Source organism: Rhodococcus sp. 15-725-2-2b, assembly GCF_002259075.1.
In the GTDB taxonomy this organism is placed as follows: domain Bacteria; phylum Actinomycetota; class Actinomycetes; order Mycobacteriales; family Mycobacteriaceae; genus Rhodococcoides.
In genome coordinates this window covers 26425-51468 of sequence record NZ_NPFL01000008.1, presented here as the reverse complement: position 1 = coordinate 51468, position 25044 = coordinate 26425, and the positions used below count along the sequence as shown (strand labels likewise).

22 protein-coding genes, 1 tRNA gene and 1 other RNA gene are annotated in these 25044 nt (G+C 65.3%); 7 read left to right on the top strand and 17 right to left on the bottom strand.

Translation table 11 applies throughout. From position 1 onward, the window contains the following. Positions 1-19 precede the first annotated feature (19 nt). The 6 genes from CH306_RS11025 to phoU form a co-directional block, all read right to left on the bottom strand. The gene (locus tag CH306_RS11025; RefSeq protein ID WP_094646626.1) at positions 20-2413 is read right to left on the bottom strand and encodes a helicase-associated domain-containing protein; all 2394 of its coding nucleotides are present in this window, start codon (positions 2411-2413) and stop codon (positions 20-22) included. A 51-nt stretch (positions 2414-2464) separates the two neighbouring features. Then, the gene (locus tag CH306_RS11020) at positions 2465-3040 is read right to left on the bottom strand and encodes an HhH-GPD-type base excision DNA repair protein (protein ID WP_032395311.1); all 576 of its coding nucleotides are present in this window, start codon (positions 3038-3040) and stop codon (positions 2465-2467) included. A gap of 106 nt (positions 3041-3146) precedes the next feature. After that, positions 3147-5870, bottom strand: coding sequence for a helix-turn-helix transcriptional regulator (locus tag CH306_RS11015; protein WP_094632110.1), 2724 nt, complete (start codon positions 5868-5870; stop codon positions 3147-3149). Between the two features lie 326 nt (positions 5871-6196). Continuing rightward, positions 6197-7429, bottom strand: a complete 1233-nt coding sequence (locus CH306_RS11010) for a hypothetical protein (RefSeq protein ID WP_141214778.1) — start codon at positions 7427-7429, stop codon at positions 6197-6199. 33 nt (positions 7430-7462) lie between these two features. Next, entirely contained in the window at positions 7463-8266 is an 804-nt protein-coding gene (locus CH306_RS11005; protein ID WP_052049483.1) for a transglutaminase-like domain-containing protein, read from the bottom strand. A 37-nt stretch (positions 8267-8303) separates the two neighbouring features. Then, positions 8304-8957, bottom strand: coding sequence for a phosphate signaling complex protein PhoU (phoU, locus tag CH306_RS11000; RefSeq protein WP_032395313.1), 654 nt, complete (start codon positions 8955-8957; stop codon positions 8304-8306). 105 nt (positions 8958-9062) lie between these two features. On the opposite strand from phoU, the gene CH306_RS10995 reads away from it, so the two are divergent. Continuing rightward, complete coding sequence (locus tag CH306_RS10995) at positions 9063-9392, top strand: YnfA family protein (RefSeq protein WP_032395314.1); 330 nt, start codon at positions 9063-9065, stop codon at positions 9390-9392. A gap of 25 nt (positions 9393-9417) precedes the next feature. On the opposite strand, the gene CH306_RS10990 is transcribed toward CH306_RS10995, so the two are convergent. Then, a complete protein-coding gene (locus tag CH306_RS10990) occupies positions 9418-10668 on the bottom strand; it encodes a lipase family protein (RefSeq protein WP_094632215.1) in 1251 nt (416 codons plus the stop codon). A 185-nt stretch (positions 10669-10853) separates the two neighbouring features. After that, a complete protein-coding gene (locus tag CH306_RS10985; protein ID WP_094646625.1) occupies positions 10854-11525 on the bottom strand; it encodes a TetR/AcrR family transcriptional regulator in 672 nt (223 codons plus the stop codon). A 104-nt stretch (positions 11526-11629) separates the two neighbouring features. Between CH306_RS10985 and CH306_RS10980 the strand changes: the two genes are divergently transcribed. Then, entirely contained in the window at positions 11630-13147 is a 1518-nt protein-coding gene (locus tag CH306_RS10980) for a DHA2 family efflux MFS transporter permease subunit (RefSeq protein WP_094646624.1), read from the top strand. Positions 13148-13200: 53 nt separating this feature from the next. Here the strand turns inward: CH306_RS10980 and CH306_RS10975 are convergent, their stop codons facing one another. After that, positions 13201-14487 carry an aminotransferase class I/II-fold pyridoxal phosphate-dependent enzyme gene (locus tag CH306_RS10975; protein ID WP_094646623.1) on the bottom strand — a complete coding sequence of 429 codons (1287 nt, stop codon included), beginning with the start codon at positions 14485-14487 and terminating at the stop codon, positions 13201-13203. 53 nt (positions 14488-14540) lie between these two features. Then, positions 14541-14635: signal recognition particle sRNA small type (ffs, locus tag CH306_RS10970), an RNA gene on the bottom strand. A 95-nt stretch (positions 14636-14730) separates the two neighbouring features. Here ffs and CH306_RS10965 point away from each other — a divergent pair. Continuing rightward, positions 14731-14818 (top strand) — tRNA-Ser (locus CH306_RS10965). A 213-nt stretch (positions 14819-15031) separates the two neighbouring features. On the opposite strand, the gene CH306_RS10960 is transcribed toward CH306_RS10965, so the two are convergent. After that, a complete protein-coding gene (locus CH306_RS10960) occupies positions 15032-15778 on the bottom strand; it encodes a 3-hydroxybutyrate dehydrogenase (protein ID WP_032395318.1) in 747 nt (248 codons plus the stop codon). Continuing rightward, on the bottom strand, positions 15775-17190 hold the full coding sequence (locus CH306_RS10955) for an MFS transporter (protein ID WP_032395319.1): 1416 nt from the start codon (positions 17188-17190) through the stop codon (positions 15775-15777). Before CH306_RS10955 ends, CH306_RS10960 begins: the two co-directional genes overlap by 4 nt. Before the next feature lie 137 nt (positions 17191-17327). On the opposite strand from CH306_RS10955, the gene CH306_RS10950 reads away from it, so the two are divergent. Together CH306_RS10950 and CH306_RS10945 are read left to right on the top strand one after the other, a co-directional pair. Next, the gene (locus tag CH306_RS10950) at positions 17328-18236 is read left to right on the top strand and encodes a LysR family transcriptional regulator (RefSeq protein WP_179273014.1); all 909 of its coding nucleotides are present in this window, start codon (positions 17328-17330) and stop codon (positions 18234-18236) included. Between the two features lie 64 nt (positions 18237-18300). After that, the gene (locus CH306_RS10945) at positions 18301-19023 is read left to right on the top strand and encodes a mycothiol-dependent nitroreductase Rv2466c family protein (protein WP_032395321.1); all 723 of its coding nucleotides are present in this window, start codon (positions 18301-18303) and stop codon (positions 19021-19023) included. A gap of 148 nt (positions 19024-19171) precedes the next feature. On the opposite strand, the gene arr is transcribed toward CH306_RS10945, so the two are convergent. Further along, on the bottom strand, positions 19172-19600 hold the full coding sequence (gene arr, locus CH306_RS10940) for an NAD(+)--rifampin ADP-ribosyltransferase (RefSeq protein WP_032395579.1): 429 nt from the start codon (positions 19598-19600) through the stop codon (positions 19172-19174). 119 nt (positions 19601-19719) lie between these two features. Next, entirely contained in the window at positions 19720-20580 is an 861-nt protein-coding gene (locus CH306_RS10935; RefSeq protein ID WP_094646622.1) for an NmrA family NAD(P)-binding protein, read from the bottom strand. Between the two features lie 49 nt (positions 20581-20629). Between CH306_RS10935 and CH306_RS10930 the strand changes: the two genes are divergently transcribed. After that, entirely contained in the window at positions 20630-21376 is a 747-nt protein-coding gene (locus tag CH306_RS10930) for a TetR/AcrR family transcriptional regulator (protein WP_094646621.1), read from the top strand. A 106-nt stretch (positions 21377-21482) separates the two neighbouring features. Here the strand turns inward: CH306_RS10930 and CH306_RS10925 are convergent, their stop codons facing one another. Next, positions 21483-22133 carry a class I SAM-dependent methyltransferase gene (locus tag CH306_RS10925; protein WP_094646643.1) on the bottom strand — a complete coding sequence of 217 codons (651 nt, stop codon included), beginning with the start codon at positions 22131-22133 and terminating at the stop codon, positions 21483-21485. 63 nt (positions 22134-22196) lie between these two features. Between CH306_RS10925 and CH306_RS10920 the strand changes: the two genes are divergently transcribed. Next, a complete protein-coding gene (locus CH306_RS10920) occupies positions 22197-23633 on the top strand; it encodes a dihydrolipoyl dehydrogenase family protein (protein ID WP_256981133.1) in 1437 nt (478 codons plus the stop codon). Here CH306_RS10920 and CH306_RS10915 read toward each other — a convergent pair. Together CH306_RS10915 and CH306_RS10910 are read right to left on the bottom strand one after the other, a co-directional pair. Beyond that, positions 23605-24216 carry a CDP-alcohol phosphatidyltransferase family protein gene (locus CH306_RS10915; protein WP_094646619.1) on the bottom strand — a complete coding sequence of 204 codons (612 nt, stop codon included), beginning with the start codon at positions 24214-24216 and terminating at the stop codon, positions 23605-23607. The genes CH306_RS10920 and CH306_RS10915 overlap by 29 nt on opposite strands. Next, positions 24213-24881 (bottom strand): TVP38/TMEM64 family protein, encoded by a 669-nt coding sequence (locus CH306_RS10910; protein ID WP_230596763.1) that lies wholly within the window; start codon positions 24879-24881, stop codon positions 24213-24215. The genes CH306_RS10915 and CH306_RS10910 overlap by 4 nt, the downstream gene beginning before the upstream one ends. Between the last annotated feature and the right edge of the window lie 163 nt (positions 24882-25044).

Sequence of the window (25044 nt, the reverse complement as noted above, 5' to 3'; positions counted from 1 at the left end):
GACACAGTTGCATCGCCGGTCATTGTGGACGGGTGGATACCGCTCTGATGTTCATGATGGCGAAGCTCTCGCGGCTGCCGGTCGATTCCGAGAGCGCGTGCAGCCAGTGGCCGTCCTGCAGCGCATCCGAGATCGCGTGCCGAACGATGGCTCCTCTGGAGTTCTGGTAGTCGATGGAGACGGGTGTGCCGCGCGCTGCGGCGTCGGTCAACAGATCCAGCTCACGCGGCAGCAGCCGGCTGTGTGAATCGAGTGCAGACCGCACTCGTGCCTCGTCGACGGCTCCGTCGCCGCCGGCCAGCAGGAGCCGCGCGAGCTCGCGTGGTTCGCGGCGGTGCCGTGCCGGGTGGACGGCACGATGGGTCTCCCGAGTCTCCCCCGTGCGGATTCGAGGCGCGCTGTCGAGTTGGAGTTGCCCGGTGTCGGAGTGCCGCACCGGGGAGTATCCGTGCCTGCGAAGCACGGCGATGGTGTCGATGGGCGTGGCCGAACTGACCAGGACGGTGGGAGCGAGGCGCTGGAACTGCAGCACGGCCAGTGACTCGTCGGTCTCGATGTTCGTCAACAGGACGACGTCCTCAGAGACGATCGCGCACGGGATCCTCCTCACGGCCAGTGCGCCGTAGCTGCGCCAGCAGTCTCGGATCGTGTAGTCCAGTGCCTGAGGCAACTCGGTGTCGGCCATCGCGGTCAACGCATCGATCAACTCCTCGCCGGTGCCGCCGGTGTCGAAGAAGCCCCGGATGGTCGCCGGGGTGAAACGCCAGACCGACGCGACGTCCCTCGACTCGGGCTGCGCCGCCGAGCCGAGTATCGACGCCACCTCGGTACTGGGTGGTCCGGTCACCACCGCCGTGGAATCGGGCAACAGCCGAACGGAGAACGGAACCCACCCGGCCATGTCCTGCAACTGTGCTGTCAGAGCCGCGCGGATCTCGCGAGGGTCGCCGTCTCGACCCGCAGGGAACTCGGTGAGGGTGCGGCACAGATCGGTCGGCGCACCGTCGGCCAGTACCCCGAGTCGACCGGCCTCGAGCCACAGCGCGTGCACGTGACCGGCCCCGGCGCTGGTCGAGACGACCGGGATGTGCCAGTCCAGATACCGGGCAAAATCCTCCGAACCATGCAGAACCGTCGCCGGCGCGTCGGCGTCCTCGTATCGCAGCAGAGCCGTCAGCGCCGTCGCACGCAGGTCCGCTGCCGCCGGGTCGTCGAGCATCTTCTTGAGAACGGGAACGGTCTTCTGGGACGCACGGGGCACTCGGTGGGTGGGCGTGAAGGGCGAACTCCACCATGCCGTCAGCAATGTGGCCGCCTGTTCGGCCCGCGTGCTCGTGGACCACGTCTCGTACGCCGAAGTCAACGCGATTCCGGTCTTCCCGCGTTCGGCCAGCAGTCCGGCTTCGCGGGCCAGCATCAGCATCAACGCGGTGTCGTGTTCGTCGGCGAATCCCAGCCTGCTCGTCAGCGACCGAATCCCCTTGGCACTGACGCCACCGGTCTTCATCGTCGTCAGGCCGTCGGCGTCGATGGCCGTCAGCAACGCCTGCGTGTGTTCGCAGAACTGCAGCAGGGCGATCGAACGTGTGCGCCGCACGTCGTCGTGCGAGAGCACTCGGGTGTCGAATGTCGGCGGCGTGAGTTCGATGGGCAGACGCCACCGCTCCCCTCGCAGGGCGATGCTCACCTCCAACGGCATCTCGACGCGATGCCCGTCGAGTCGATACAACAATCCCCGCTCGAATGCGGCCGCGCCTGCAGTCGGAGGAACATCGAAGATCAGTGACACCGGCTTGCCATCAACGAAGCGAGACAACATCTCTCGCATCTCCTCCGGCCCGCCGTCGAACAGTTCGCGGATACGTTCGGGCGTCATGGCAGTGGCAACGGAATCCGCGCGCGCCGCTCGCTCGAGCGTCGGGTCGATACCGAGGAGCGACAGCACAGCCACCCTGTCCTGCTCGACTGCGCAGTGCAGGAACAGCTTTCGCTGCCTGCGGGCCAGTCCGAACGGATGCGAGAACACCCCGGACAGGTCGACGGGTGAGTATTCGACAGTGCCTGCGCCGAGTGAGGAATTCGGCCAGATCAACCCGTGGGCCGTCAGTGTGGCCAGAGCTGCATCGATGTGTGGTGTCTCGTTGATCGATCCTTCACTCGCCCAGTGCCCGATCTCCGCGCGGCTCAGATCGCCCATGAGCGCAAATAATTCGAGGAGAGCGAGCGCACCGCTGTCGAGTCGACGCGGCAGCATCGACACCCGAGACGGGGCTTCGAGCAACTGCGCGAGCAAGCCGAACGAGCGCGGTGGTGGGTCGGTCGCCACGTCCGGCCGACGGTGCAGCAGATCGGTCAGCGCGTCCTCGTCGAGAGACGCCAGCCAGCCCTCGTACGTCCCGATACTGTCGGTCATCTCGCCCCCCGGTGAAAGTTCTGGTCACTGTAACGACCGGCACCGACAGACTTATTTGTTCTTGGCTGCCGCTTTCGCCGCCTTCTTGAACTCGCGCACCTCGAGCAACGACTTCTCGTCCACCACGTCGGCGATGGATCGACGCGCTCCGTCGTCGCCGTACGGTCCGGCGGCCTTGCGCCAGCCGTCGGGCGTGACGCCCATCTGCTTACCGAGCAGCGCGAGAAAGATGCGGGCCTTCTGATCGCCGTAGCCGGGGAGGGCCTTGAGTCGTTTCAGCACTTCGGCACCGTTGGGATCGTCGCGAGTCCAGATCTCCTGCGGCTTTCCGTCGTAGTTCTCGACCAGGAACGCCGCCAGCCCTTGGATGCGCTTGGCCATCGAACCCGGGAACCGATGGACGGCCGGGGTCTGCGCGCACAGGGCCGCGAATTCCTCGGGATCGGCGTCGGCGACGGTGTCGACTTTCAGGTCGCCGAGACGGTCGACGAGCTTCTTGGGGCCTGCGAACGCCGACTCCATCGGTACCTGTTGATCGAGCAACATGCCGATCAACAGCGCGAACGGATCCTCGGCGAGCAGTGCATCGGCCTCGGGATCGCCGACGAGGTGCAGTGTGCGAGACATGGCCTCGATCCTGCCACGGTGGATCTCGATCCGTGGCCGGGGCCGCAACAGATCCGGTTCAGTTCCATGCGCTCTCCATTGTCCGAAGAAGCTCCGGACGTCTCGTTCACCCTTTCGCGAAGCGCGCTGCTTCCGTGCGGTTCCGGGCTCCGAGTTTGGTCAGCACGTTCGACACGTGCACGCTGACGGTCTTGACGCTGATCACGAGCCGCTCGGCGATCTGTTTGTTGGTGCATCCCTCGCCGAGGAGTTCGAGAACGTCCCACTCGCGACGAGTCAACAGGTCGGTGCCCAGGGGACGGCGCGCATCGCCGAGTCTCACGGTGACCCCGAGTCGGTCGTAGATCGCGATGGCCTGATCGGCCGCGTGTGCGGCTGACGACCGGTCCCCGGCCGCCTCGAGGGCTTCGGAGAGCGACTGCAGGGCACGGGCACGCTCGAACGGCTGAATTGCGAACGCGTCCACAGCCGCACGCCATGCCGCCACTACCGAGGCAGCATGCCCGTATCCGCAGTTGAGACGCAGGTGACCCAACTCGGCCTCGCCCCGCAGTATCCACGCAGTCGACTCCCAACCGTATGACGGGCTGGAACTCGCGGTGCGTTCGATGTCGGCGTGCAGGCGTGATCCGATGTCCAGTGCGGCCTGAGTTCCGATGACGGTCGACCCGCGGCGCGCCGCTTCCATCGCCAGTACCGACAATCGGATGCGTCCCCCGAACCATGGGTTGTGCCACTGCGCGCCCACGGTGGCGACAGCGGCTTCGAGGGATGTGATCACTTCGCCGAACCGCCCGTTGCACAACGCTGTATAGGCAACAGCTGTGCTCGTCAGAATGGTGATGAAACCATCCTGAGATTGGAAGGGTCGAACACGTTCGATGTCGGACGCGAGTTCCTCGTCCCCGATTGCGGCGCGAATCTGAAACCCTGCACACAGCTGCTCGGCCGAACCCAAAGGTGCTGCGTCCGATTCGATCCGAGCCAGGTCGGTAAGGGCCAGGGTCCAATCACCCGAGTAGTACCGCACGTTCGCCAACTGGACACGCGCCCCGACGCCGTAAGGTGTCCATTGGCGGCCGGCGGATCGGGCGATCTTGACTGCCTCCTCGAACGACTCCTGAGCCGATACGAAATCTCCGTCGTCGAATTCGACCATCCCGAGATTGAACTTGCTGCGCAACAGATTCCCGATGTCACCGCTTTGCCGTGCGAGCGCAGCGGTTCGTATGAGGAGCGTGCGCGACGCCGCGGGGTCGTTGTGGCGTCTGTGTAAGCGCGCCAGGGTGATTCGTGCATCTGCCGACAGCCCCGGGTCGCCGAGGGATTCTGCGATACGTACAGACTCCTCGGCCCAGGCGAGCGACTGATCCTCCCGGCCCAACGCCTCGGTTATCCGAGCACCGAGACCGGTCAAGTGCACTCTCCATGAAGCGAATTCCTCCGAGGCCGCGATGATCAAAGCGTGCTCGACGGCCGCCAGGGCCGCATCCTCTCGTTCGATCGCCAGAGCCGATGTCGCCTCGGCATGCAACAAGTCGAGTCGCTCGGGGATCGTCAGCGCATCCCCACCCCGTTCCAGTTCGGCTCGGACGACCGAGAGCGCCCGCTGGTCTTGCCCTGCCGCCGTCGACGCCGACGCGTATTCCAGCACCAGCGCCGTTTCCGTCGGCTCCCATTGCGGCTGTCGCAGTTCCAATGCGGCGGCGAGGTGAGCCATGGCCTCAGCGGGAGCAGCCAGCGTCATCGCCTCGCGGCCCGCGTCGACGTGGGCTCCGAACGCCTTCGGCAGATCGTGGGCCAATCCTGCGTGTCGAGCCAGGTCCGCGGCGGCACCACGATGCCGGTGTTCGGTGAGCGTATCGACGAAAGAAGCGTGCAACCTCGCACGACGGCCGGGCAGGACGTCGTCGTAGATGGCGTCGGCCAGGAGCGCGTGCCGGAAGACGTAATAGAAGTCGGTGGTCTCCACGAGCCGGGCGTCGACGATTTCGCGGATCACGTCTTCGAGCCGGTCGTCGTCAAGACCGGTCACCTCAGCCAGAACCTCGTGCGCGACGCGGGGGCCACCCACCGCCATCGTTTCGGCTACCGACTTCGCCTCGGGCGACAAGGCGTCGAGCCGGACCAGCAGTAGCTCGGCAAGGCCCGGCGGTATCGACGATCCGGGACGCTGGCCGGCAGAGACGAGTTCTTCGATGAAAAACGGATTGCCGCCCGATCGCTCCACGATGACGTCCCGGGATGCCACATCCGTCGCTGCCGGAAGCGAATCGAGGAGGCGATACGACGATTCGACATCGAGAGGCGTCACGTCGACTCGACGGACGTAGCTCAGACGTGTCCACTCGGAGAGCGACTGCCGGAGTGGGTGTTTGCGATGCAGATCGTCGCTACGATACGAGATCACCAAGGACACATGCGTTTTCGCGAGTCTCGACAGCAGGAATGTCATGAGCTCACGGGTGGAGGTGTCCGCCCAGTGCGCATCCTCGACGATGAGGAGCGCCGGGCGGTCGGCCCCAGCTGCAGTCAGTGCGACGAGGGCAGCATCGAACAGTTCGGACCGGGTGGTGTGCGGGAGTGGACCGAACAGTTCGGTGAACGCGAGGTACGGAATACCGACCTCACCGAGGTCCAAGCACCGCCCGACCAGTACCCGAGTTCCGCGTGCTTCCGCATTGCGCCACAGTTCTGCCAGCAGCCGCGTTTTGCCGACACCGGCGTCACCGGACACGACGACCGCGGCAGGTGCACCGCGGGCAGCGTCGGCGACGACCTGTTCGAGCGCCGCGAGTTCGGCATCCCGTCCGATCAGAGTGCGAGCCACGCTAACAAACTACGCCGCGCTCGTGGCCTGCGGTCGTTCTGTGCGCGGCTGCGCACCCGGCGGTCGTACGCTCGCAGCGAATCGGCAACACGGCGTTCATGATCGGCCAGAACATCATAGGTGGGGTACATGGAACCCACTCTTGCTCCGCCGCACCGTCCACACATCGGACGAGTTCCCTATCTTCGGTCGAACCGTCGTGCGAGAGCGCCCTAGGGAACAGTCTCGGGGCACCTGGTCATATCCGACAGACGTCACCGACGCTCACTATGATCCGGACGAGTTCATCCATCTGTCCGTGTGCACGATCGCGACGAACGCCGATGTCAGTCGACAGACCCTGCCACAGTCAACGCAATCGCCTGCAGAAGGGGTCGGTCCACAAGGGTTTGTGCTGCTGCAATCTGCACGTCCACTCGGGTGCCCGACGGTTTGACCAAAGTGATGTCGTCGATCGGGTCGCCGTCGAGGGTCATTCCGCTCGCACCCGGGTAGTCGTCACGAAATTGCGAGCCGTCCGCCAATGTCACCGCACCCGAGGGATTCGGGGACGGCTCGTAGTCCGCGTCGATCACTCTGATCATCAGGGTGCCGTCGCCGGCCATCACGGCTCCGCACGCGCCGGCCGATCCCGATGGGGACGTCCGCATCGAGCCCAGCGGTCTGTCGAGTTCCACCGGAATCCCGGCCGATTGCCAGAAGTCGTCCAGCGAGGCATTGAGGCGATCGACTGCCTGAGACGAGAACTGCCCTGCGCCTTCGGAATTGGTGTCACACGACATCGGGAGCGGGGGAATTCCATCGGGAACAGGTGCGGACCAGAGCAGTTCGGGCCGCAGCGCAATCCTGCGCAACTCATCGATCGACAGTGGCACGGTACCGGTGGATTCGTAGTCCGCGTTCCGGTCCGATGACGCCGCTACGACGACGGAACCATCGCGTGCATACACACGCACGATATTGGAGTGGGAGCGGTCACCGTCGAATTCATCCCAGGTGTCCCGAATGTCGACGACGGTTCCGTCGGGCAGAGTTTCGCGAGCGTCGAGCCAGCCGGCCTGGCATGGCTTGGGCCCATCGTCCACGCGGGTGACATTGACCGTCACCGAACCTTCGACGCCGTCGCGAGTGACCAGCCCGTCCGCGGAAGTGCCGGGGTCATACGCACCGTCCGCGCTGGCTGCGGGTTGGAAGACGAGAGGATCGCCCGCATACCGAAGCGACGAACCGTCGACAGTGTCGACTCGAGGGGGTAGGGCCTCGCGCACCGCAATCGACATCGCGTTCGCCTTTTTCGACGTCAACCACGGGTAGGCGGGGTTGTCGTAATCCTCCTGGCCCGTGGTCAGCACGCCGTAGAACTGCTCCTCCTCGGGCGGCTCCACCGATTCGCATCCAGGAATGTTCACCGGGTACTCGACAGGCTCACTGACGTAGCCCGATCCCGACTGCCCCATCGGCTGGTGGGTGAGACCCGCGGCAACTGTTCCAACGGCGACGATCACGCCAATGACGACCCCGTCGGTTCGCTCCCCACCACGCCGCAAAGAGATTCGCACGGCCGCAGCCTAACGCGGCCCGACTCGGCGCGATCAGGTGATCGAGACCAGCTGGGTGATGTCGTCGAAGGGCAGTGGTCCGTCGACGACGGCTCCGACGACGGCGCTGTTGAGGATGATCGATCCGCCGTGGTTGTCGAGGAAGGCGGTGTCGGATGCATCGCGTCCGGTGGCGATGCGCACCAGGGTCGATCGAGGTGCGAGGCACGTCGCGTCCACCACTCGCCATTGGCCTTCGACGAATGCTTCGGCGACCGCGTGGAAGTCCATGGGATCGCAGCCCGGTGCGTACACCGCGACCAGGCGAGCGGGGACGTTGACCGCACGCAGCAGGGCCACCACGAGGTGGGTGTAGTCGCGGCAGACTCCGGCTCCGGCGAGGAGGGTGTCGACCGCGCCGTCGATGGGGTCGCTGCTGCCCGGGACGTAGCTCAGACGGGCACCGACCCAGGACGAGACCTCCGCGAGCAGCTTCTCCGACGGCGGGTAGGAACCGAATTCCGTTGCCGCGAAACCGAAGAACTTGTCCGCTTCGGAGTATCGACTCGGCCGCAGGTAGAGCGAGAGGTCGTAGTCGGAGACCGGAGCAGGCTCGGTGTTGCCGTAGATGGTCGCCGAATACGACGCCTCGAGCTTGCCGACGTCGGCGTGGATCTTGTGGATGCGGGTGCCGTGAGCGCCGCTGATCTCCTGCGCCTCGATCGGTTGACCGTCGAGTGTGAACGAGAGTGCTTCCCACACATCGGTTCCCGGATGAGGTGCGATTGCGATCTGGAACTCGAGGGTGCTGGCCTCGGTCACGTCGACATCGAGGTACGCAGAGACGTCACGTTTCATCGTGCCGATCCTGCCATCTTCGAGCCGTTCGCGCAGACTATGACTCGTCGGTGGGGCGATCGCCGGTCACCAGGAAGATGACGCGTTTGGCGACCTCGACAGTGTGGTCCGAGTATCGCTCGTAGAAGCGTCCGAGCAGCGTGATGTCCACTGCGGCCGGCACACCGTGCGGCCAATCGGGTGCGGAGGTCAGCATGAACAGGCTGCGGTGCAGCGCGTCCATCTCCTCGTCCTGGATCCGGAGGTCGGCTGCGAGTTCGGCGTCTCGGGTTTCCAGCACGCGTTGGGTGGCCGCTGCCTGGGCGACGGCAACCCGGCCCATCTCCTCGAACACTCCCTCGACCTCGGGCGGAAGTACGTGCGCGGGATGGCGGCGGCGAGCCAGCTCTGCGACGTGGACGGCGAGTCCGCCCATCCGCTGTAGGTCGGCGACGATATTGATCCCGGAGACGACGCGTCGTAGATCGTGGGCGACCGGTGCCTGCAGGGCCAGGAAGCCGAATGCTCCGTGCTCCCACTCGGCGGCGAGGGTATCGATCTCCTCGCGGTATTCGATGGTCTGCTCGGCCATGACGATATCGGCGGTCAGCAGTGCACGGGTGGCGTCGACCATTGCCTTCTCGGCGATTCGCGACATTTCGGACAGGTTCGACGCCAAGGAATCGAGCGTCTCCGTGTAACTGTCCCGCATGTGAAACTCACCCCTACCGACTCGGCCCTCGACGCGGGGCCTGTAGGCCTGTACCCCCAAAGGCATCTTTCTACACCAGGTCGGGGCTGTGGGAGCCTTTGTCGCATGAACATTGTGAAGTCGGTCATGCTGTTCGCGGTTGCGGCCGTGTTCGAGATCGGCGGGGCGTGGCTGGTGTGGCAGGGGGTCCGCGAACATCGCGGATGGCTCTGGGCGGGAGCGGGCGTGATCGCCCTCGGTGCCTACGGTTTCGTGGCGACGCTGCAGCCCGACGCCAATTTCGGTCGGATCCTGGCGGCATACGGCGGTGTGTTCGTTGCGGGATCACTGCTGTGGGCGATGGTGGCCGACGGCTTTCGACCCGATCGCTGGGACATCGCCGGGTCGTCGATCGCACTGATCGGCGTGGCGGTGATCATGTACGGCCCGCGCTGACCCGCGCGGGCCGTACATCGGCAGATCAGCAGTTGGACGGCGCGGGCACTCCGTAGAACCGATCCTTGATCCAGTTCTGCGCCTCGCCGAGACCGAGAAGGTCCGGAATCAGGTGTCCGGCACCGGAACCCGGCACGATTGCGGGTACCTGCGCGGCACTCAGCTGCACGGTGGCACCCTTGCCGCACCAGTCACCGGCCAGCCCGACGGCCTGTCCGTGAGGCACGATGTCGTCGGACGTACCGGACTGGATCAGCACCGGAGCGTTGGGCGTGCGCTCACCGATCTTGTTCTTGGCCAGGATTTCCGCGGCGATGGGCAGCCGGTCCAGTACAACCGAGAGCGGCTCGCCGGTCTTGGTGTACTCGTTGGTGCGGTGCAGCCCGACGTTCAGAATCGTTTCTCCCACACACTGATTCGCCACCAGGTTAAGCATGGCCTTGCCTGCGTCATTGATGTTCTCGTCGACGATCGGCTGCAGACCGGGATCGGAATTGAGCAGACCGTTGAGGGTGTAGCCGATCACGCCGGTCAGGATGGTGCCGTCGACCTGCTCGAGGGTCGCCTTCAGATCCGCCGGGGGTGCGCCCGCATAGGTGCCGACGAGGTCGATCTCCGGTGCGTACTCTCCGGCGATTTCCGCTGCAGCAGCCGCTGCTCCGCCGCCCTGCGAGTAGCCGTACGCCGCGACCGGACCGTCCGCGGAGATCTTGGTGCCCTGCAGGTTCTGCGCTGCGCGGGCGGCGTCGAGCACAGCGTGCGCTTCCGAGGCGCGGTTGACGTAGGTGTGCGCACCGGGAGTGCCGAGGCCCTCGTAGTCGGTGATGACGACGCCGTATCCCTGCGACAGCAGGGAGTATGCGGCGAGTACCTCGTACTCGACCATGAAGCCGAGCGGCGGGGTGTAGGTGATGACGTTGTTGAGCATCTTCGATGGCGCGCACTGATCGCCCTGGCCCTGGGTTCCTGGGGCGAGGACGACGAGCGGACGCGGGCCCGGCCCGGTCCACGGTGCGGCAGGATCGATGTAGGTGCCCGTGACGGCATTGGCCGCATCGTTGGAGTCGGTGCTGCGGTACATGATTCGCGTTGCCGCGCCGGGCAGAGGGCCACCGATTCCGGGGACCGACAGAGCGAGATGCGACGGCTCGGACCGGATCACATCACCCGGGGAGCCTGCGGGCAGCGGGCTCGGCGGTACGTAGAAGTCCGATTCGACGGTGGAACCCGTCGACGATCCGGAGCCCGGGGCTGCCGATGCAATCGGATTGGTCATACCGATGAGCACCGCGGATACCGCTACTGCCGAAAAAATGACACGCGTCGAACGCAACTCGAATCCCCCAACGTCGATCCCCAGCTCCCGAGTAAGCGGTACATCGGGTAGCACTCAATTCCGTTAGGGACCCTACGTGATCGATCGCACAACGCAAAGGGTTTCGTGACGTGGACCCAGTTCACTCAGCGTCGACGACGATGCATCACCGTCTTGGCCATGTCGACCTCGTCGCTGGTGAAGGGACGCCCTGGAAGCGCCGAGCGCGGGACACCGTCGCCCCGCAGACCGTCGAGGAGGACGGTGAAGTAGCGACGCCAGTTGGTCGCATCGACGGCGCTGGAGAATTCGACGCTCGCGCCGATCATGCCGAGCACCGGATAGAAGTCGTTGACCGCGATATCGGACCTCAGCTGCCCGGACGCGAGCGCTCGCTCGACGATCTTCTCGAAGAACGGATCGATACGCGAACGAACCCGAGCGATGCCGCGACAGCCTTCGTCCGAGCCGAGGACGACCTCACCGAGTCCCCTGTCGGAGGACATCCCCTCGCACACCTCGGCCAGGAACTGCACCAGCCCCTCCCACGGATCCTCGGCCTCGAGTGCGCGCTCCGCGGTCGCGAGCATGTCTTCGAGTCGCTGCTCGAAGACGCCGTCGATCAACTCTTCCTTGCAGGAGAACCGTCGGTAGACGGTTCCGACGCCCACTTTGGCGTGGGCAGCGACGTCGTCGAGTGTGATGTCGATTCCGCGTGAGGCGAACAGTTCGCGCGCCGCGTCCACGATGCGTCGACGGTTGCGTTCGGCGTCCGCACGGAGGGGCTTCGCTGCCGATGTGTCGGCTCTCACACTCATTCGATGTCCGTTTCACCCGATAAGCGGAGGACAGTCCTCCACTTCGCTGCTACCTTGTTCTACAACCGGAGGATACACCTCCGCATAGTCGAACCGAGGACACCATGACCACCCTTTCATCGGAGAACGTGGGCGACGCGACGTCGACCACGACACCGGCGGACGAACGTGCGCAAAGGAATCGATGGCTGATTCTCGCCACGCTCGGCCTGGCCCAGCTCATGGTCGTGCTCGACGCGACCATCGTGAACATCGCACTCCCCGCTGCCCAGCTCGACCTGGGCTTCGACAACGCCGATCGCTCCTGGGTCGTCACCGCATACGCCCTCGCGTTCGGCAGCCTGCTGCTGCTCGGCGGACGGCTCAGCGACCTCTTCGGTCGCCGCAACACCTTCCTCATCGGCCTCGTCGGCTTCGCGTTGATGTCGGCGGTGGGCGGCGCGGCCGTCAACTTCGGCATGCTCGTCGCGGCTCGCGCCGGTCAGGGTCTCTTCGGCGCACTACTGGCCCCCGCCGCCCTGTCTTTGTTGGCCACCACCTTCACCGACACCAAGGAACGCGCCAAGGCATTCGGCATCTTCGGTGCCATCGCAGGCGGCGGCGGCGCACTCGGCCTGCTGCTCGGCGGCATGCTCACCGAATGGGCCAACTGGCGCTGGAGCCTGTACGTCAACCTGATCTTCGCTGCACTCGCCTTCGTCGGCGGGTTCCTGTTCCTGGCCAAGCACAAGGTCGACGTCCGGCCGAAGCTCGACATCCCCGGCACCCTGGCGGTCTCGGCTGCACTGTTCTCCATCGTCTACGGCTTCGCACACGCCGAGTCCGACGGCTGGAGCAACTCGGTCACCCTCGGATTCCTCGCCGCTGGTGTCGTTCTGCTCGCGGTATTCGTGACCATCCAGATGCGCGTCGAGCACCCCCTGTTGCCGCTGCGCATCGTCCTCGATCGCACCCGTGCGGGATCGTTCCTGGCCGTATTCGTCACCGGCGCAGGCATGTTCGCGGTATTCCTGTTCCTGACCTACTACCTGCAGAACACCCTGAAGTACACACCCATCACCACCGGGTTCGCGTTCATGCCGATGATCGCGTCGCTGATCCTCACCGCCACCCTGTCGACGGCGCTGATCCTCCCCCGCTTCGGGCCGCGCATCCTGATGACGACCGGCCTGATCGTGGCCTCGGTCGGAATGGGACTGCTGACGCAGATCGACATCGACAGCAGCTACGTCACGCACATCCTGCCCGGCCTGGTCATCATGGGCCTCGGACTCGGGGCCACCATGGCACCGGCCATGCAGGGCGCGATCTCGGGCGTCGACCCGGACGACTCCGGCGTCGCATCGGCAACGGTGAACACGATGCAGCAGGTGGGCGGCTCGATCGGCACGGCGCTCCTGAGCACAGTGGCTGCCAACGCCGCCACCAGCTACGTCAGCTCCAACATGGCGACGGCAACCGACGCGGCTCTGCTGCAGGCCAATGCCGAGATCGCCAGCTACACCACCACATTCTGGTGGGCGTCGGGAATCTTCCTGCTCGGCGCAGTGCTGTCGGCCACGCTGCTGAAGAAGGGACCGCTACCGTCGGCTCCCGAAGGTGCGGTTGTCGTCGGGCACTAGTGCGCTACGCGCAGTGGTGTGGTTATGCGCCTCAGGGGCGCATAACCACACCACTAGCTTTCGAGGAGCTTCTCCGTCGCGGCCAGCAGAACGCAGGTCGCGACGCCGTCCATCGACTTCTCCAGCTCACCGAGCGACGGGAAGCTCGGGGCGAGGCGAATGTTCTTGTCTTCCGGATCTTTTCCGTACGGGAAGGCCGAGCCGGCGGCCGTCAGAGCGATTCCGGCATCCTTGGCCAGCGCGATCGACCGCGCAGCCGTCCCTTCGAGCACGTCGAGGCTGATGAAGTAACCACCCTTGGGTTCGGTCCACGACGCGATCTTCGAGGCACCGAGCCGGTCCTCGAGAATCTGCTGCACCAGCGCGAACTTGGGCTTCAGAATCTCGCGATGCTTGGCCATGTGAGCCCGCACCCCCTCGGCGTCACCGAAGAATCGCAGGTGCCGTAGCTGGTTGAGCTTGTCCGGTCCGATGCTCTTCTTACCGAGGTGCTTCTGATACCAGGCAAGGTTCTCCTCGGAACTGCCGAAGAAGCTGACGCCCGCACCGGCGAACGTGACCTTCGACGTCGAGGCGAACACGAACGCGCGATTGGGGAAACCGGCCTCCGCCGCCATCCCGATGACGTCATAGGACGGCGCGAACTCCTCGGTCAGCGGATGCACCGCGTAGGCGTTGTCCCAGAACAGACGGAAGTCCGGTGCAGCCGTGGGCATCGTGGCCAGCGCTCGCACAACTTCCTCGGAGTAGACGGCACCGGTGGGGTTCGCGTAGTTCGGCACCACCCACATGCCCTTGATCTGCGGGTCCGACGCCACCAGGTTGGCGATCTCGTGCACATCGGGGCCGTCGGGTCCCATGGGAACAGAGATCATCTCGATGCCGAAGCTCTCGGTGATCGCAAAGTGCCGGTCGTAGCCGGGAGCCGGGCACAGAAAGCGCACGTTCGGCTCGGCCGACCAGGCCCGCGGCGAGTCGGGCAGACCGTGCAGCAGCGCCCAGACCACGAGGTCCTGCATGATCTCGAGGCTGGCATTGTTGCCGGCCAGCAGGTTCTTCACCGGGATGCCGAGCAGTTCACCGAAGATGGCGCGCAGTTCCGGCAGGCCCGCGAGCCCACCGTAGTTGCGGCAATCGGTGCCGTTGCCGTCCTTGTAGTCCGCGCCCGGGAGCGTCAACAGCTCGGCAGCGAGATCGAGCTGCTCGGGTGACGGCTTGCCGCGGGTGAGATCCAGCTTCAGATTCTCGGTCTTGAGCTGCGTGTACTTCGCGCTCTGCCGCTCGTGCTCGGAGGCAAGCTCCTCATGGTTCATCAGACCCAACTGGGTTTGCGCTGACATGCGGAGCGGCCTCTCGGTGACTGGGTTCCCCGGACAGTGTTGCTGCCACTGAATAAAGGGGACCCCGCGCACCCGGCAGAGCCCATTGACCCTTGCTGCCTTCCGGCCCTGGGGGAGTTCACAGGATGCGCGCCGCGCGGGATCCGTTAGGAAGTGTAGCCGCCTCCCGCCGGGCAACACATCACCACCCTTCGCGCCTCCCGATTTGGGAGATGGTGGGGGTAACCGGGTAAGCTCCCCCACGGAGGATTCGCCTAGTGGCCTATGGCGCTCGCCTGGAACGCGGGTTGGGTTAACGCCCTCAGGGGTTCAAATCCCCTATCCTCCGCCAGAGAAGCCCCCGTGACACGTCACGGGGGCTTCTTGCTGTTCGGGATGGGTCCGTTCACCCGCCCGCCCTGGTTCGCGCCTACCCCGCCGCGTCAATGGACCCTTGCACCGGTCAGACGTGTGCAAGGGTCCATCCACCCAGTTCACGATTCCGCGTCAATGGCACATTGACACGCTCAGACGTGTGCAGTGGTCCATTGACGCGGGGCGCGGACTATCGAGCCGACCAACCACCGTCCATCGTGTACGACGCTCCGGTGACCATGCCTGCGTGCTCGGAGGTCAACCAACCCACCAGTGAGGCGACTTCGGCGGGTTCGACGAGTCGCTTGATGGCGGCCTCGGTCAACAGGACCTTTTCGAGTACTTCGTCCTCGGGGATATCGTGTGCCTTGGCCTGGTCGGCGATCTGCTTCTCGACCAGCGGCGTGCGCACATATCCCGGGTTGACGCAGTTGCTCGTCACACCGTGGGCGGCACCTTCGAGGGCCGTCACTTTCGACATGCCTTCGAGTGCGTGCTTGGCGGTGACGTAGGCGACCTTGAATTCCGATGCCCGCAGTCCGTGTACCGAAGACAGGTTGACCACTCGGCCGAAGCCGCGAGAGTACATGTGCGGCAGGGCAGCTCGGATGAGCAGGAACGGAGCCTCGACCATCAGGGTCTGAATTCTGCGGAACGCGCCTGGGTCGAAGTCGACGATCGGTGCGACGGTTTGAATGCCCGCGTTGTTGACCAGGATGTCGACGTCCAATCGGAGGTCGTCGAGAGCGGTGGTGTCGAGCAGATCCACCGACCAGACGTCACCGCCGATCTCCGACGCCAATTCCTTTGCGGCAACGTCGTTCACATCGGCGACGGTGACGCGGGCGCCCCGGCCGGCGAGCTCGCGTGCACACGCGGCCCCGATGCCGGACGCTCCCCCGGTGACGAGGGCGGAGCGTCCGGTCAGGTCGGTCACTGCTTCACATTCTGATCGAGCAAACCAGCCTTGGCCAGCTCGGCTTCGGTGGCCAGGTTCTTGGCGTCGGCGATGTCGATGCTTTCGAGCGCCAGTCCCTTTGTTTCCCTTGCGATGACGACGGCAACCACGGTGATCGCGCAGGCCACGGCGAGGTACACCGCGATCGGCACGGACGAGCCGTAGACGTCGAGCAGCTTCACCGCGATGATCGGGGCCAGCGAACCGGCGACGATCGAGGTGACCTGGTAGCCGAGGGACACACCGGAGTAGCGCATCCGCGTCGGGAACATCTCGGCCATGATGGCCGGCTGCGTGGCGTACATGAAGGCGTGGAACATCAGGCCGATGATGATGGCCAGCATGATGACGACGTTGTGTCCGCTGTTCATCATCGGGAAGGCGAAGAAGCCCCACGTCGCGGCGGTGATGGCACCGGCGAAGTAGACGGGGCGACGCCCGACGCGGTCGGCGAGCTTGCCCACCAACGGAATCGTGCAGAAGTGGATCGCGTGGGCGATGAGCATCCACCACAGGATCGTGGAGGTATCCGTTCCCACTTCCACCGAGAGGTACGTGATCGAGAAGGTGACCACGAGGTAGTACATGACGTTCTCACCGAAGCGCAGGCCCATTGCGGTGAACACGCCACGGGGGTAACGCTTGACGACCTCGAAGACACCGTACGACGCGGCCTTGATGACCTCGGCCTGCTTGTGGGCCTCGAGGAAGATCGGGGCGTCGGAGACCTTGGTGCGGATGTAGTAGCCGACGAAAACGATGACGGCAGAGAGCCAGAACGCGACGCGCCAGCCCCAGCTGAGGAAGGCCTCGTCGGACAGGGTGGTCGTCAGGACGAGCAGAGCGACGGTGGCGAGCAGGTTGCCGGCGGGCACGCCTGCCTGCGGCCAGCTGGCCCAGAATCCGCGGGACTTGTTGGGGCTGTGTTCTGCGACAAGGAGAACCGCGCCGCCCCATTCGCCGCCGACGGCGAAGCCCTGGATGAATCGCAGGGTCACCAGCAGGGCCGGTGCCCAGTAGCCGATCGCCTCGAAGGTGGGCAGGCAGCCCATGAGGAACGTGGCTCCGCCGACGAGGACGAGGCTGAACTGCAGCAACTTCTTGCGGCCGTACTTGTCGCCGTAGTGGCCGAAGACGATGCCACCCAACGGTCGTGCGACGAAGCCGACGGCGTAGGTGACGAAGGCAGCGAGGATGGCGTCGAGCTCGCTGGTTCCGGCGGCGAAGAAGATCTTGCTGAACACCAGTGTCGCGGCGGTTCCGTAGAGGAAGAACTCGTACCACTCGACGATGGTGCCTGCCATCGATGCCCCGACGACCTTCTTGAGGCCTGCGGGGGTGGCATCGGGGTCCGGTTCGGACCGTTCTGCCAGCGGCTGATCGACGCTCATTGACTCTCCTGTGTTACTCGGCACTCGATGGTCACTCTTGTGACAGACCACACATTGGCGGGTTGCTCTGAGTATTGGTGCAGATGTTTCTCGGCGCAAGAGCCATGAACGCAGGTCGGATCTGCAAAACTGCAGACATGACGCTCGGTGGCGCGAAGATCCCCAGTGCAGACGACCTGCTGGTGCTGCTCGCTGTCAGTCGAACAGGTCGCTACAGTTCTGCGGCCGACGACCTGGGTATCAACCACACGACCATTTCCCGACGCATCGCCGCGCTCGAGGACACCCTCGGTGGCCGGGTCCTGACGCGGGGTGCCGGTGGCTGGGAGCTGACGCAGTTGGGCCGCGGAGCGCTGGCCGCTGCCGAGGCCGTCGAGGACGCGCTGCGCACCCTCGTCTCGAGCGACGCGGGTGCGTTGGAGGGCGTCGTGCGCATCTCGGCGACCGATGGCTTCAGTGCCTACATCGCGGCCCCGGCCGCGGCGCGGGTGCAGCGCGCTCACCCGCGGGTGAGTGTCGAGATCGTCGCGGTCACCCGACGGGCATCGCAGCAGCGATCGGGCCTGGACATCGAGATCGTCGTCGGCCAACCGCAGGTGCACCGCGCGGAGGCCATCCGGCTGGGGGACTATCTACTCGGCCTCTATGCCTCCGAGGCCTATCTGAAGGACCACGGAACTCCGCAGGTGCCGGCCGACCTCTCCGCGCACCCGTTCATCTATTTCATCGACTCCATGTTGCACGTCGACGATCTCGATCTGGCCCCCAACTTCACCCCGACGATGCGCGAATCGGTCACCTCCACCAACGTCTTCGTCCACGTCGAGGCGACCCGCGCCTCGGCCGGCATCGGACTGCTGCCGTGCTTCATGGCCGACCGCCACTCCGACCTACAACGAATCCTGCCCGACGCCATCGCGGTGAAACTGACCTACTGGCTCGTCACCCGAAGCGAAACGTTGCGACGGCCGGAGGTGTCGGCGGTGGTCGACGCCATCCGCGCGGTGGTGAACGAGCAGCGCGCGGCTCTGTTGGGCGAGAACTGACAGTGTCGGCGCGGGTATACCGTCGACCACACGGAACTTCCGTCCCAGAAGGAGCGTCCCCTCGATGGCCGATATCGACTTCTACTTCGATCCGGTGTGCCCGTTCGCCTGGATGACCAGCAAATGGGTCCGCAAGGTCCAAGCCCAACGCGACTACACCGTCGACTGGCGGTTCATCTCGCTGCGCCTGCTCAATTCGCACATCGATTACGACGCGCACTTTCCACCCGAGTACGAGGCCGGTCACACCGCAGGTCTGCGACTGTTGCGGGCTGCCGCCGACATTCGTCGCGAGCACGGGTCGGACGCGATCGGGCCACTGTACGAGGCCCTCGGCACGCACATCTTCGACACCGAGGTGGTGCCCGACGACGCTGCGAGCCACGGACATCGCGGCACCGCGGAATTCCTCGGGCCGATCCTCGAAGAACTCGGGCTACCCACCCGTCACACCGCAGCACTGGATGACTCGTCTCTGGACGAGGAGATCCGAGCCGAAACCGATCATGCGCTGTCACTGACCGGCAAGGACGTCGGCACACCCATCATCGCCTTCGAGCCGCCGGACGGAGTTGCCTTCTTCGGCCCGGTGATCAGCCGACTCCCCAGCGACGAGGAGGCAGTAGCACTGTGGGACAACGTGATCGGCCTCGCTCGGTTCCCCGGCTTCGCCGAGATGAAGCGCAGCCTGCGTGAGCTTCCTCAGTTGAAGGCCCTCGGTGTGCAGGACGACGAAGCGGGCGTGGTCCAGGACTGGCACGGCGGGAGCCGACGCCAGAAGAAGTGATGGTGCGGCCGGCTTGTCGTTGTTCGTTTTCACCCCAACGCTTTTCGCAGGCTCTCGGCGAATCGGCTCCGATCAGGTGACCGCAACGCACGTGCCGTCGTGATCGGGTGAACCTCGGCCCGAGCGAAAAATCACCGGAGAGTGTCGCCTAGTCGTAGAGAACGGCAGTTCCCGTTCGCCGCAACGCCTCCAGACCGTCTCGGAAACGCTGCAGGTATTCGGGCGAATGACCGACCCAGTCGGTCATCTCCGCGACGATGCGTACCGGTTCTGCACTGCGATAGGAGTGGGTCGGGTTGCCGGGAAACTTCTTGTCCGTGACGTTCGGGTCGTCCTCTACACTGCCGGTCGGCTGCACGATGTAGACCCGCGGATTCCCCTCGCCGACGGCCATTTCGGCCGCGAGCACGGCACCGTCGAGCACCTTGGTCATGTAGACGTAGTTCGAGATGTGCTCGGGACGATAATTCGAGCGATAGCCGGGGACCAAGAAGTCACCGGCCTCGAGATCGGCCTTCGTGCCATGAAAGTAGGCACCGGACTCGTGTACGCGAAATCGCTCCGGTGTATCGGCCATGTCTGCCATCACAACTCCTCCGTGTCGGTAGCCGGAAGAGTGTGCACCGCCGACGGGGTCTTGCCGCAAGCCCCCTACCCGGCGATACACTGAAGGCAACGGTGGCGGGCACGGCCATGTCACGTCGCGCGTTCACTCGAAACGAGAAAGTCACGCGTAGTTCGTGGTTCGCGACCGAGCAGTTCGCCCAACAGCGGGTCGGTCCCGGCGAATCGGCCGTCGTGGGCGGCGACAAAGATGCCGAGGGTGAAGCGAGCCATGAACTCGTTCGCACCTGCAGCCACGCGATCGGTGACCCACTGCTCCTCACCCACGATCGAGACCTGGATCTTTCGACCCACGACTTGTGACGCGATGGCCGCTACCTCGGTCATTGTCGGGGCATCGCGGGCCGTCAACACCGTAGGGCCCTCGTATGCGCCATCCGACGTGAGTATCGCGGCGGCAGCTTCCGCCGAATCCGCTCTGTCGGTCCACGAAACAGGGCCGTCCACGGGTATGGATACAACGCCGGTCTCGCGCCAATCGCCCATGACGAAATCGAGGCTGTGTGCGTAGAAACCGTTGCGTAACGACGTCCACGCCACACCGCTGTCGGCCAACATCTGCTCGGTCGCAGCGTGATCGCGCGCAGGCTTGAACGGACTGTCGAGCCCCGCGCCCTGGTGACTCGTATAGAGAATGCGTCCGGCACCGGCGGCGACCGCCGCATCGATCGCGTTGCGATGCAACGCTGTCGCGTCGGCCCCGGGATCGCTGGACGAGACGAGCAACACCTGGTCTGCCCCGTCGAACGCCGTCGTAAGCGAGTCCGAATCGTCATAGTCGCCTCGACGCACCTGCACGCCTCGATCCGCAAAGCGCTGCGCCCGAGCCACATCGCGAACCGCGACGGCGATCTCCGAGGGGGGAAAGCGTTCGAGTAGATGGTCGACGGTGGCACCGTTCAATGCCCCGGTAGCTCCGGTGATGACGATCATGACAACCTCCTGTTATCAATGGAATCATCTAGAAGCTAACATCGGAAACATGACGATATCAACAGTGCGTTATCGTCGATACGTGAGGGATTCGTCGACGAGCACCAGAGACAGCACACGTCAACGAATCGTCGATGCCGCAGCTCGGCTTCTGCAGGAAAACGGCCCGGGGGCGGTGACCACTCGCGGCGTCGCCGAGTCGGCCGGGGTTCAGGCACCGGCAATCTACCGATTGTTCGGGGACAAGAATGGTCTGCTCGACGCCGTGGCCGAACATGTCATGGCCACCTATGTGTCCACCAAGTCCGAGATCGCAGACAATGAGCTCGCCGAGAATGGTGACCCCGTGGAGGATCTGAGAACCGGATGGCGCGCACAGATCGAGTTCGGAATCGCCAACCCAACCTTGTTCGCTCTGCTCAGCGACCCTGGTCGAGTGCCCGATTCTCCCGCGGTCCGGGAAGGAGAAGCGGTTCTCGCGGCACGGATTCGCCGGATAGCCCGCACCGGCCGACTTCGGGTCACCGAGCAGCGCGCGGTGGAGCTGGTTCATGCCGCGGGTACGGGTGCTGTCCTGACCATCCTCGGCACACAGCACGATCGCCGAGACGTCGGATTGGCCGACGAGCTGTTCGATGCAGTCATGCGCCACATAGTCGTCGACACACCTCGGTATCCCGAGAGCTCTGCGCACGGTGCAGCGATTGCCTTGCGAGCCTCGATTTCCGAAGTCGACGTACTGAGCAATTCGGAGCGGCAGTTGTTGGCCGAATGGCTCGATCGGATATCCGGGTAGCGATGCACCCGATGCGCGGACGCTGGCGGTATCGCCGAACGCATTGACTCGATCGCCGTTCGACAAGGCAGACCTCGCGCGCCGATGTGCCGTTCGACGCCACCGTTCATGAACTCGGCTCTGCCGAGCCGGAGTTGACCGTCCCGACGCGAATCTGAATGTGGCCGCCGCGGACAGCGCGAGTCGACAGATCCCGCAGCAGTGGCGTCATCGCCGTCCACGGATGAGCCTCGATGTCCGACCCACCGAGTCGACACGCGAGTTTCGCCAGCGGGGTCCACCCCGCCGACCATCCGACGGGACGCTGCATGTCGACGACAGCCACGACGCCGCCCACTCTCGTCGCCGCGATCATCGCCTCGAGGGCCGCCTGCCATGGCGTCATCAGCGACAGCGCGTAGGTGCTCAGGGCCGCATCGAACGGGGCCTGTTCCCCCAGATCCGCGGACGTCAGGGCGGTGGCGTCGGCTGCGACGAGCGTGACGTTGCTCCAACCGAACCGGTCGGCTCGCCGTCGGGCCTGTTCGAGCATCTGCGGGCTGGCGTCGACTCCGGTGATCGAGCCGGTCGGGCCGATCATCCGCTGCAGCCCCGCGAAATTCAGCCCCGTCCCGCAGCCGAGGTCCAGAACATGGCTCCCCACAGGCAGATTCAGCAACTCGAACGCCGCCTCCCGCCCGGCGCGATACACCGGCCACTCGAAGGAGATCACGTCGTACAGGCGCGCCGAGACGGTGTACTTGGTCGGTCGTCTCATCTCGGGTCTCTCCAAGGCGCAGGCATAGTGGGAGGTATGGGAATCCGTCGTTCGTCTTCGAGTGTGCCCGAGAACCGTGCCGACGTGGTCATCGTGGGCGGCGGTACCGCCGGCATCGTGGCAGCGAAGACCGCGGCGGGCTTCGGTGTACGTGTCGTACTGATCGAGCGTGACCGCACCGGCGGCGACTGCCTGTGGACCGGATGCGTTCCGTCCAAAGCATTGCTCGCGGCGGCTTCGGTGGCCGCGACGGTTCGATTCGCGTCCCGCTTCGGCATCGACACCGAACCGCCGCGCGTCGATTTCGCGCGCGTGATGCGGCACGTGCACGGTGCGATCGCCGAGATCGCGCCGATCGATTCACCTGCGGCCCTCACCGAGGCCGGAGTACAGGTGATCAGCGGCGACGCGGTCTTCACCGGTCCGAACACTGTGAGAGTCGGAACGCGGATACTGCATTTCGGTCAGGCAATCGTGACCACCGGCGCGCATCCCACGGTGCCGGCAATCGACGACATCGAGCACGTGGACTACCTGACCAGCGACACCCTCTGGGATCTGACGGACTTACCGCAGCGACTGCTGATCGTGGGAGCCGGATCGGTGGGTTGCGAGATGGCGCAGGCATTCTCGCGTCTCGGGTCGGACGTGACCCTCGTCGGGCGGTCGGCCACGATCCTTCCCCGCGAGGACCGGTCGGCCTCGTCCGTACTGACTCGGACCCTCACGAACGAGGGCGTGCGGGTCCTGACCTCCACCGCCGTCGTGCGCATCGACGACGGCTCGGCCACCACCGACACGGGCGTCGAACTCGGATTCGACCGGGTTCTGATCGCCACCGGACGAACGCCGCGCACCGCGGCACTCGGCTTGGACACGGCCGGAGTGGCTCTGAGCGACAACGGATTCGTACAGGTCGACGAAAATTTGCGGACCACCAATCCTCGCATCTGGGCGGCCGGGGATCTCACCGGTCACCCGCAGTTCACGCACACCGCAGGCGTGCACGGCAGTCTGGCCGCGAGCAATGCAGTCCTCGGCCTTCGGCGAAAGGTGAGTACCACGGGAACTCCACGAGTGACGTTCACCGAGCCCGAGATCGCCTCGGCCGGAATCGATGTACGCACCGCCAGGCAGTGCGGGTTGCGACTGCAGACCCTCGACCACCACCACGTCGACCGCGCCGTCACCGAGGGGGCAACGAACGGATCGACGACGCTGGTGCTCGACGCCAAGCGTCGTATCGTCGGGGCCTGCGTGGTCGGACCTCGAGCGGGCGAGACCATCGGGGAGCTGATCATCGCCATCGAGCAGGGGCTGAGGACCCGAGACCTCGCCGGAGCCACCCACCCGTATCCGACGTACAACGACGGTCCGTGGAACGCTGCGATCGCAGACGTGAAGGCGCAGTTGAGTTCTCCCGTCATCTCGCGGGCAACGGCCGTACTGGCGAAAGGGCGGAGCAGATGGATCAGGAGAGGGCGCGATAGCCGGCGATGATCCGCTGACCGGAACTGACCGCAACCACTGCCGCCCAGACCACCGCGATCTGCCATGAGATACCGGGCAGCAGCAGCCAGAGACTGTGCACCGCAATCGTTTCCGCACCCTCGGCCAGGCCTCCGAGGAACGACAGCGAGCGGCCGTCGTCGATGGTGCGGCCGTTGCGTTCGGCGACCGAGGAGAACGCGAGAAACGCGGTGCCGTTGATGTAGTACGCCAACAGCACCAGCAGGAACGGCCACCACGGGGCGTCGTATGCGGCCGAGGCACCCACCGCGACGCCCACCACGGTGGTTCCGTAGACCACGAAATCGGCGGTGATGTCGAAGAATCCACCGGCACCGGCAGTTGTCGCCCGCCTACGCGCCAGCGGCCCATCCAGGCCGTCGGCGGTGCGGGAGACGATCCACAAGGCCAACGCGAGCAACCAGAACTGCAGGCCGGCCGCCAGTGCACTACCGAGACCGAGCACCAGTCCGGCGGCGGTGATGCGGTCGGGCGTGATCGACGGGCGGTCGAGCGTGCGGGCACAGCGATCGAGCGGGCCTTCGAGATGGCGGCGCAGAAAGCTGTCGATCATTCGGCAGCTCCGGTGAGTCCCAGGCGTCGCGCCAACAGGGCCGAACCGGCCGCGATCGCCAGCACCGCGAGCAGTGCGATAGCGAACGGCCACGACAGCGGAGACGTTCCGTAGGCCCCGAGTGCGGTGTAGGCGACGGTCGCGGGCACGATGCCGATCATGGTGCCCACCACGTAGTCGCGCTGGCCCACCGCGCTGACTCCGGCCGCGTAGTTGACCAACGAGAACGGAAGCGGCACCAGACGCACGAGCAGAACCGACAGCAATCCCCGACGGCCGAGCATGGCGTCGAGCCGGCGGAGCCTGTCCCATTCGGTGCGGGCCACCTGCCCGCGGCCCAGCGCCCTCGCTCCCCAGTACCCGAGGTACGCCCCCATCGTCGCGGCGAACACCACGACGGTTGCGCCCACTGCCAGACCGAACAGCAGTCCCGACGCGATGGTCAACGTGCTGGCGGGGAACGGAGTGGCGGACAGGACGGCGTAGAGCACGACGAACAACGCGATGCCCCAGGGCCCGGCCGACGCCACTCGGTCTCGGATGTACGACGGATCGGGCAGGTCGACGGTGCCGAGCACGATCACCAGAGCGACGACGACCACGGCGGCCCCGAGCAATTTCAGGGTCGTGCCTCGCCGGCGACGCGTCGGGCGGTCCTGCGTCACGGTGTGTGCCTCTCGTCCGACGGTTCACGCTCCATTGTGCACACGGCCGGTCTGCCCGCGTGTTCAGCGGTTGTCTCATTCGACCGATTACGGTGGTGAGGGCAGCGTCGACGACGGCTGCTTCGGTTGATCTGGAGGCCCACGGTGATTCGTTCGGTACGGT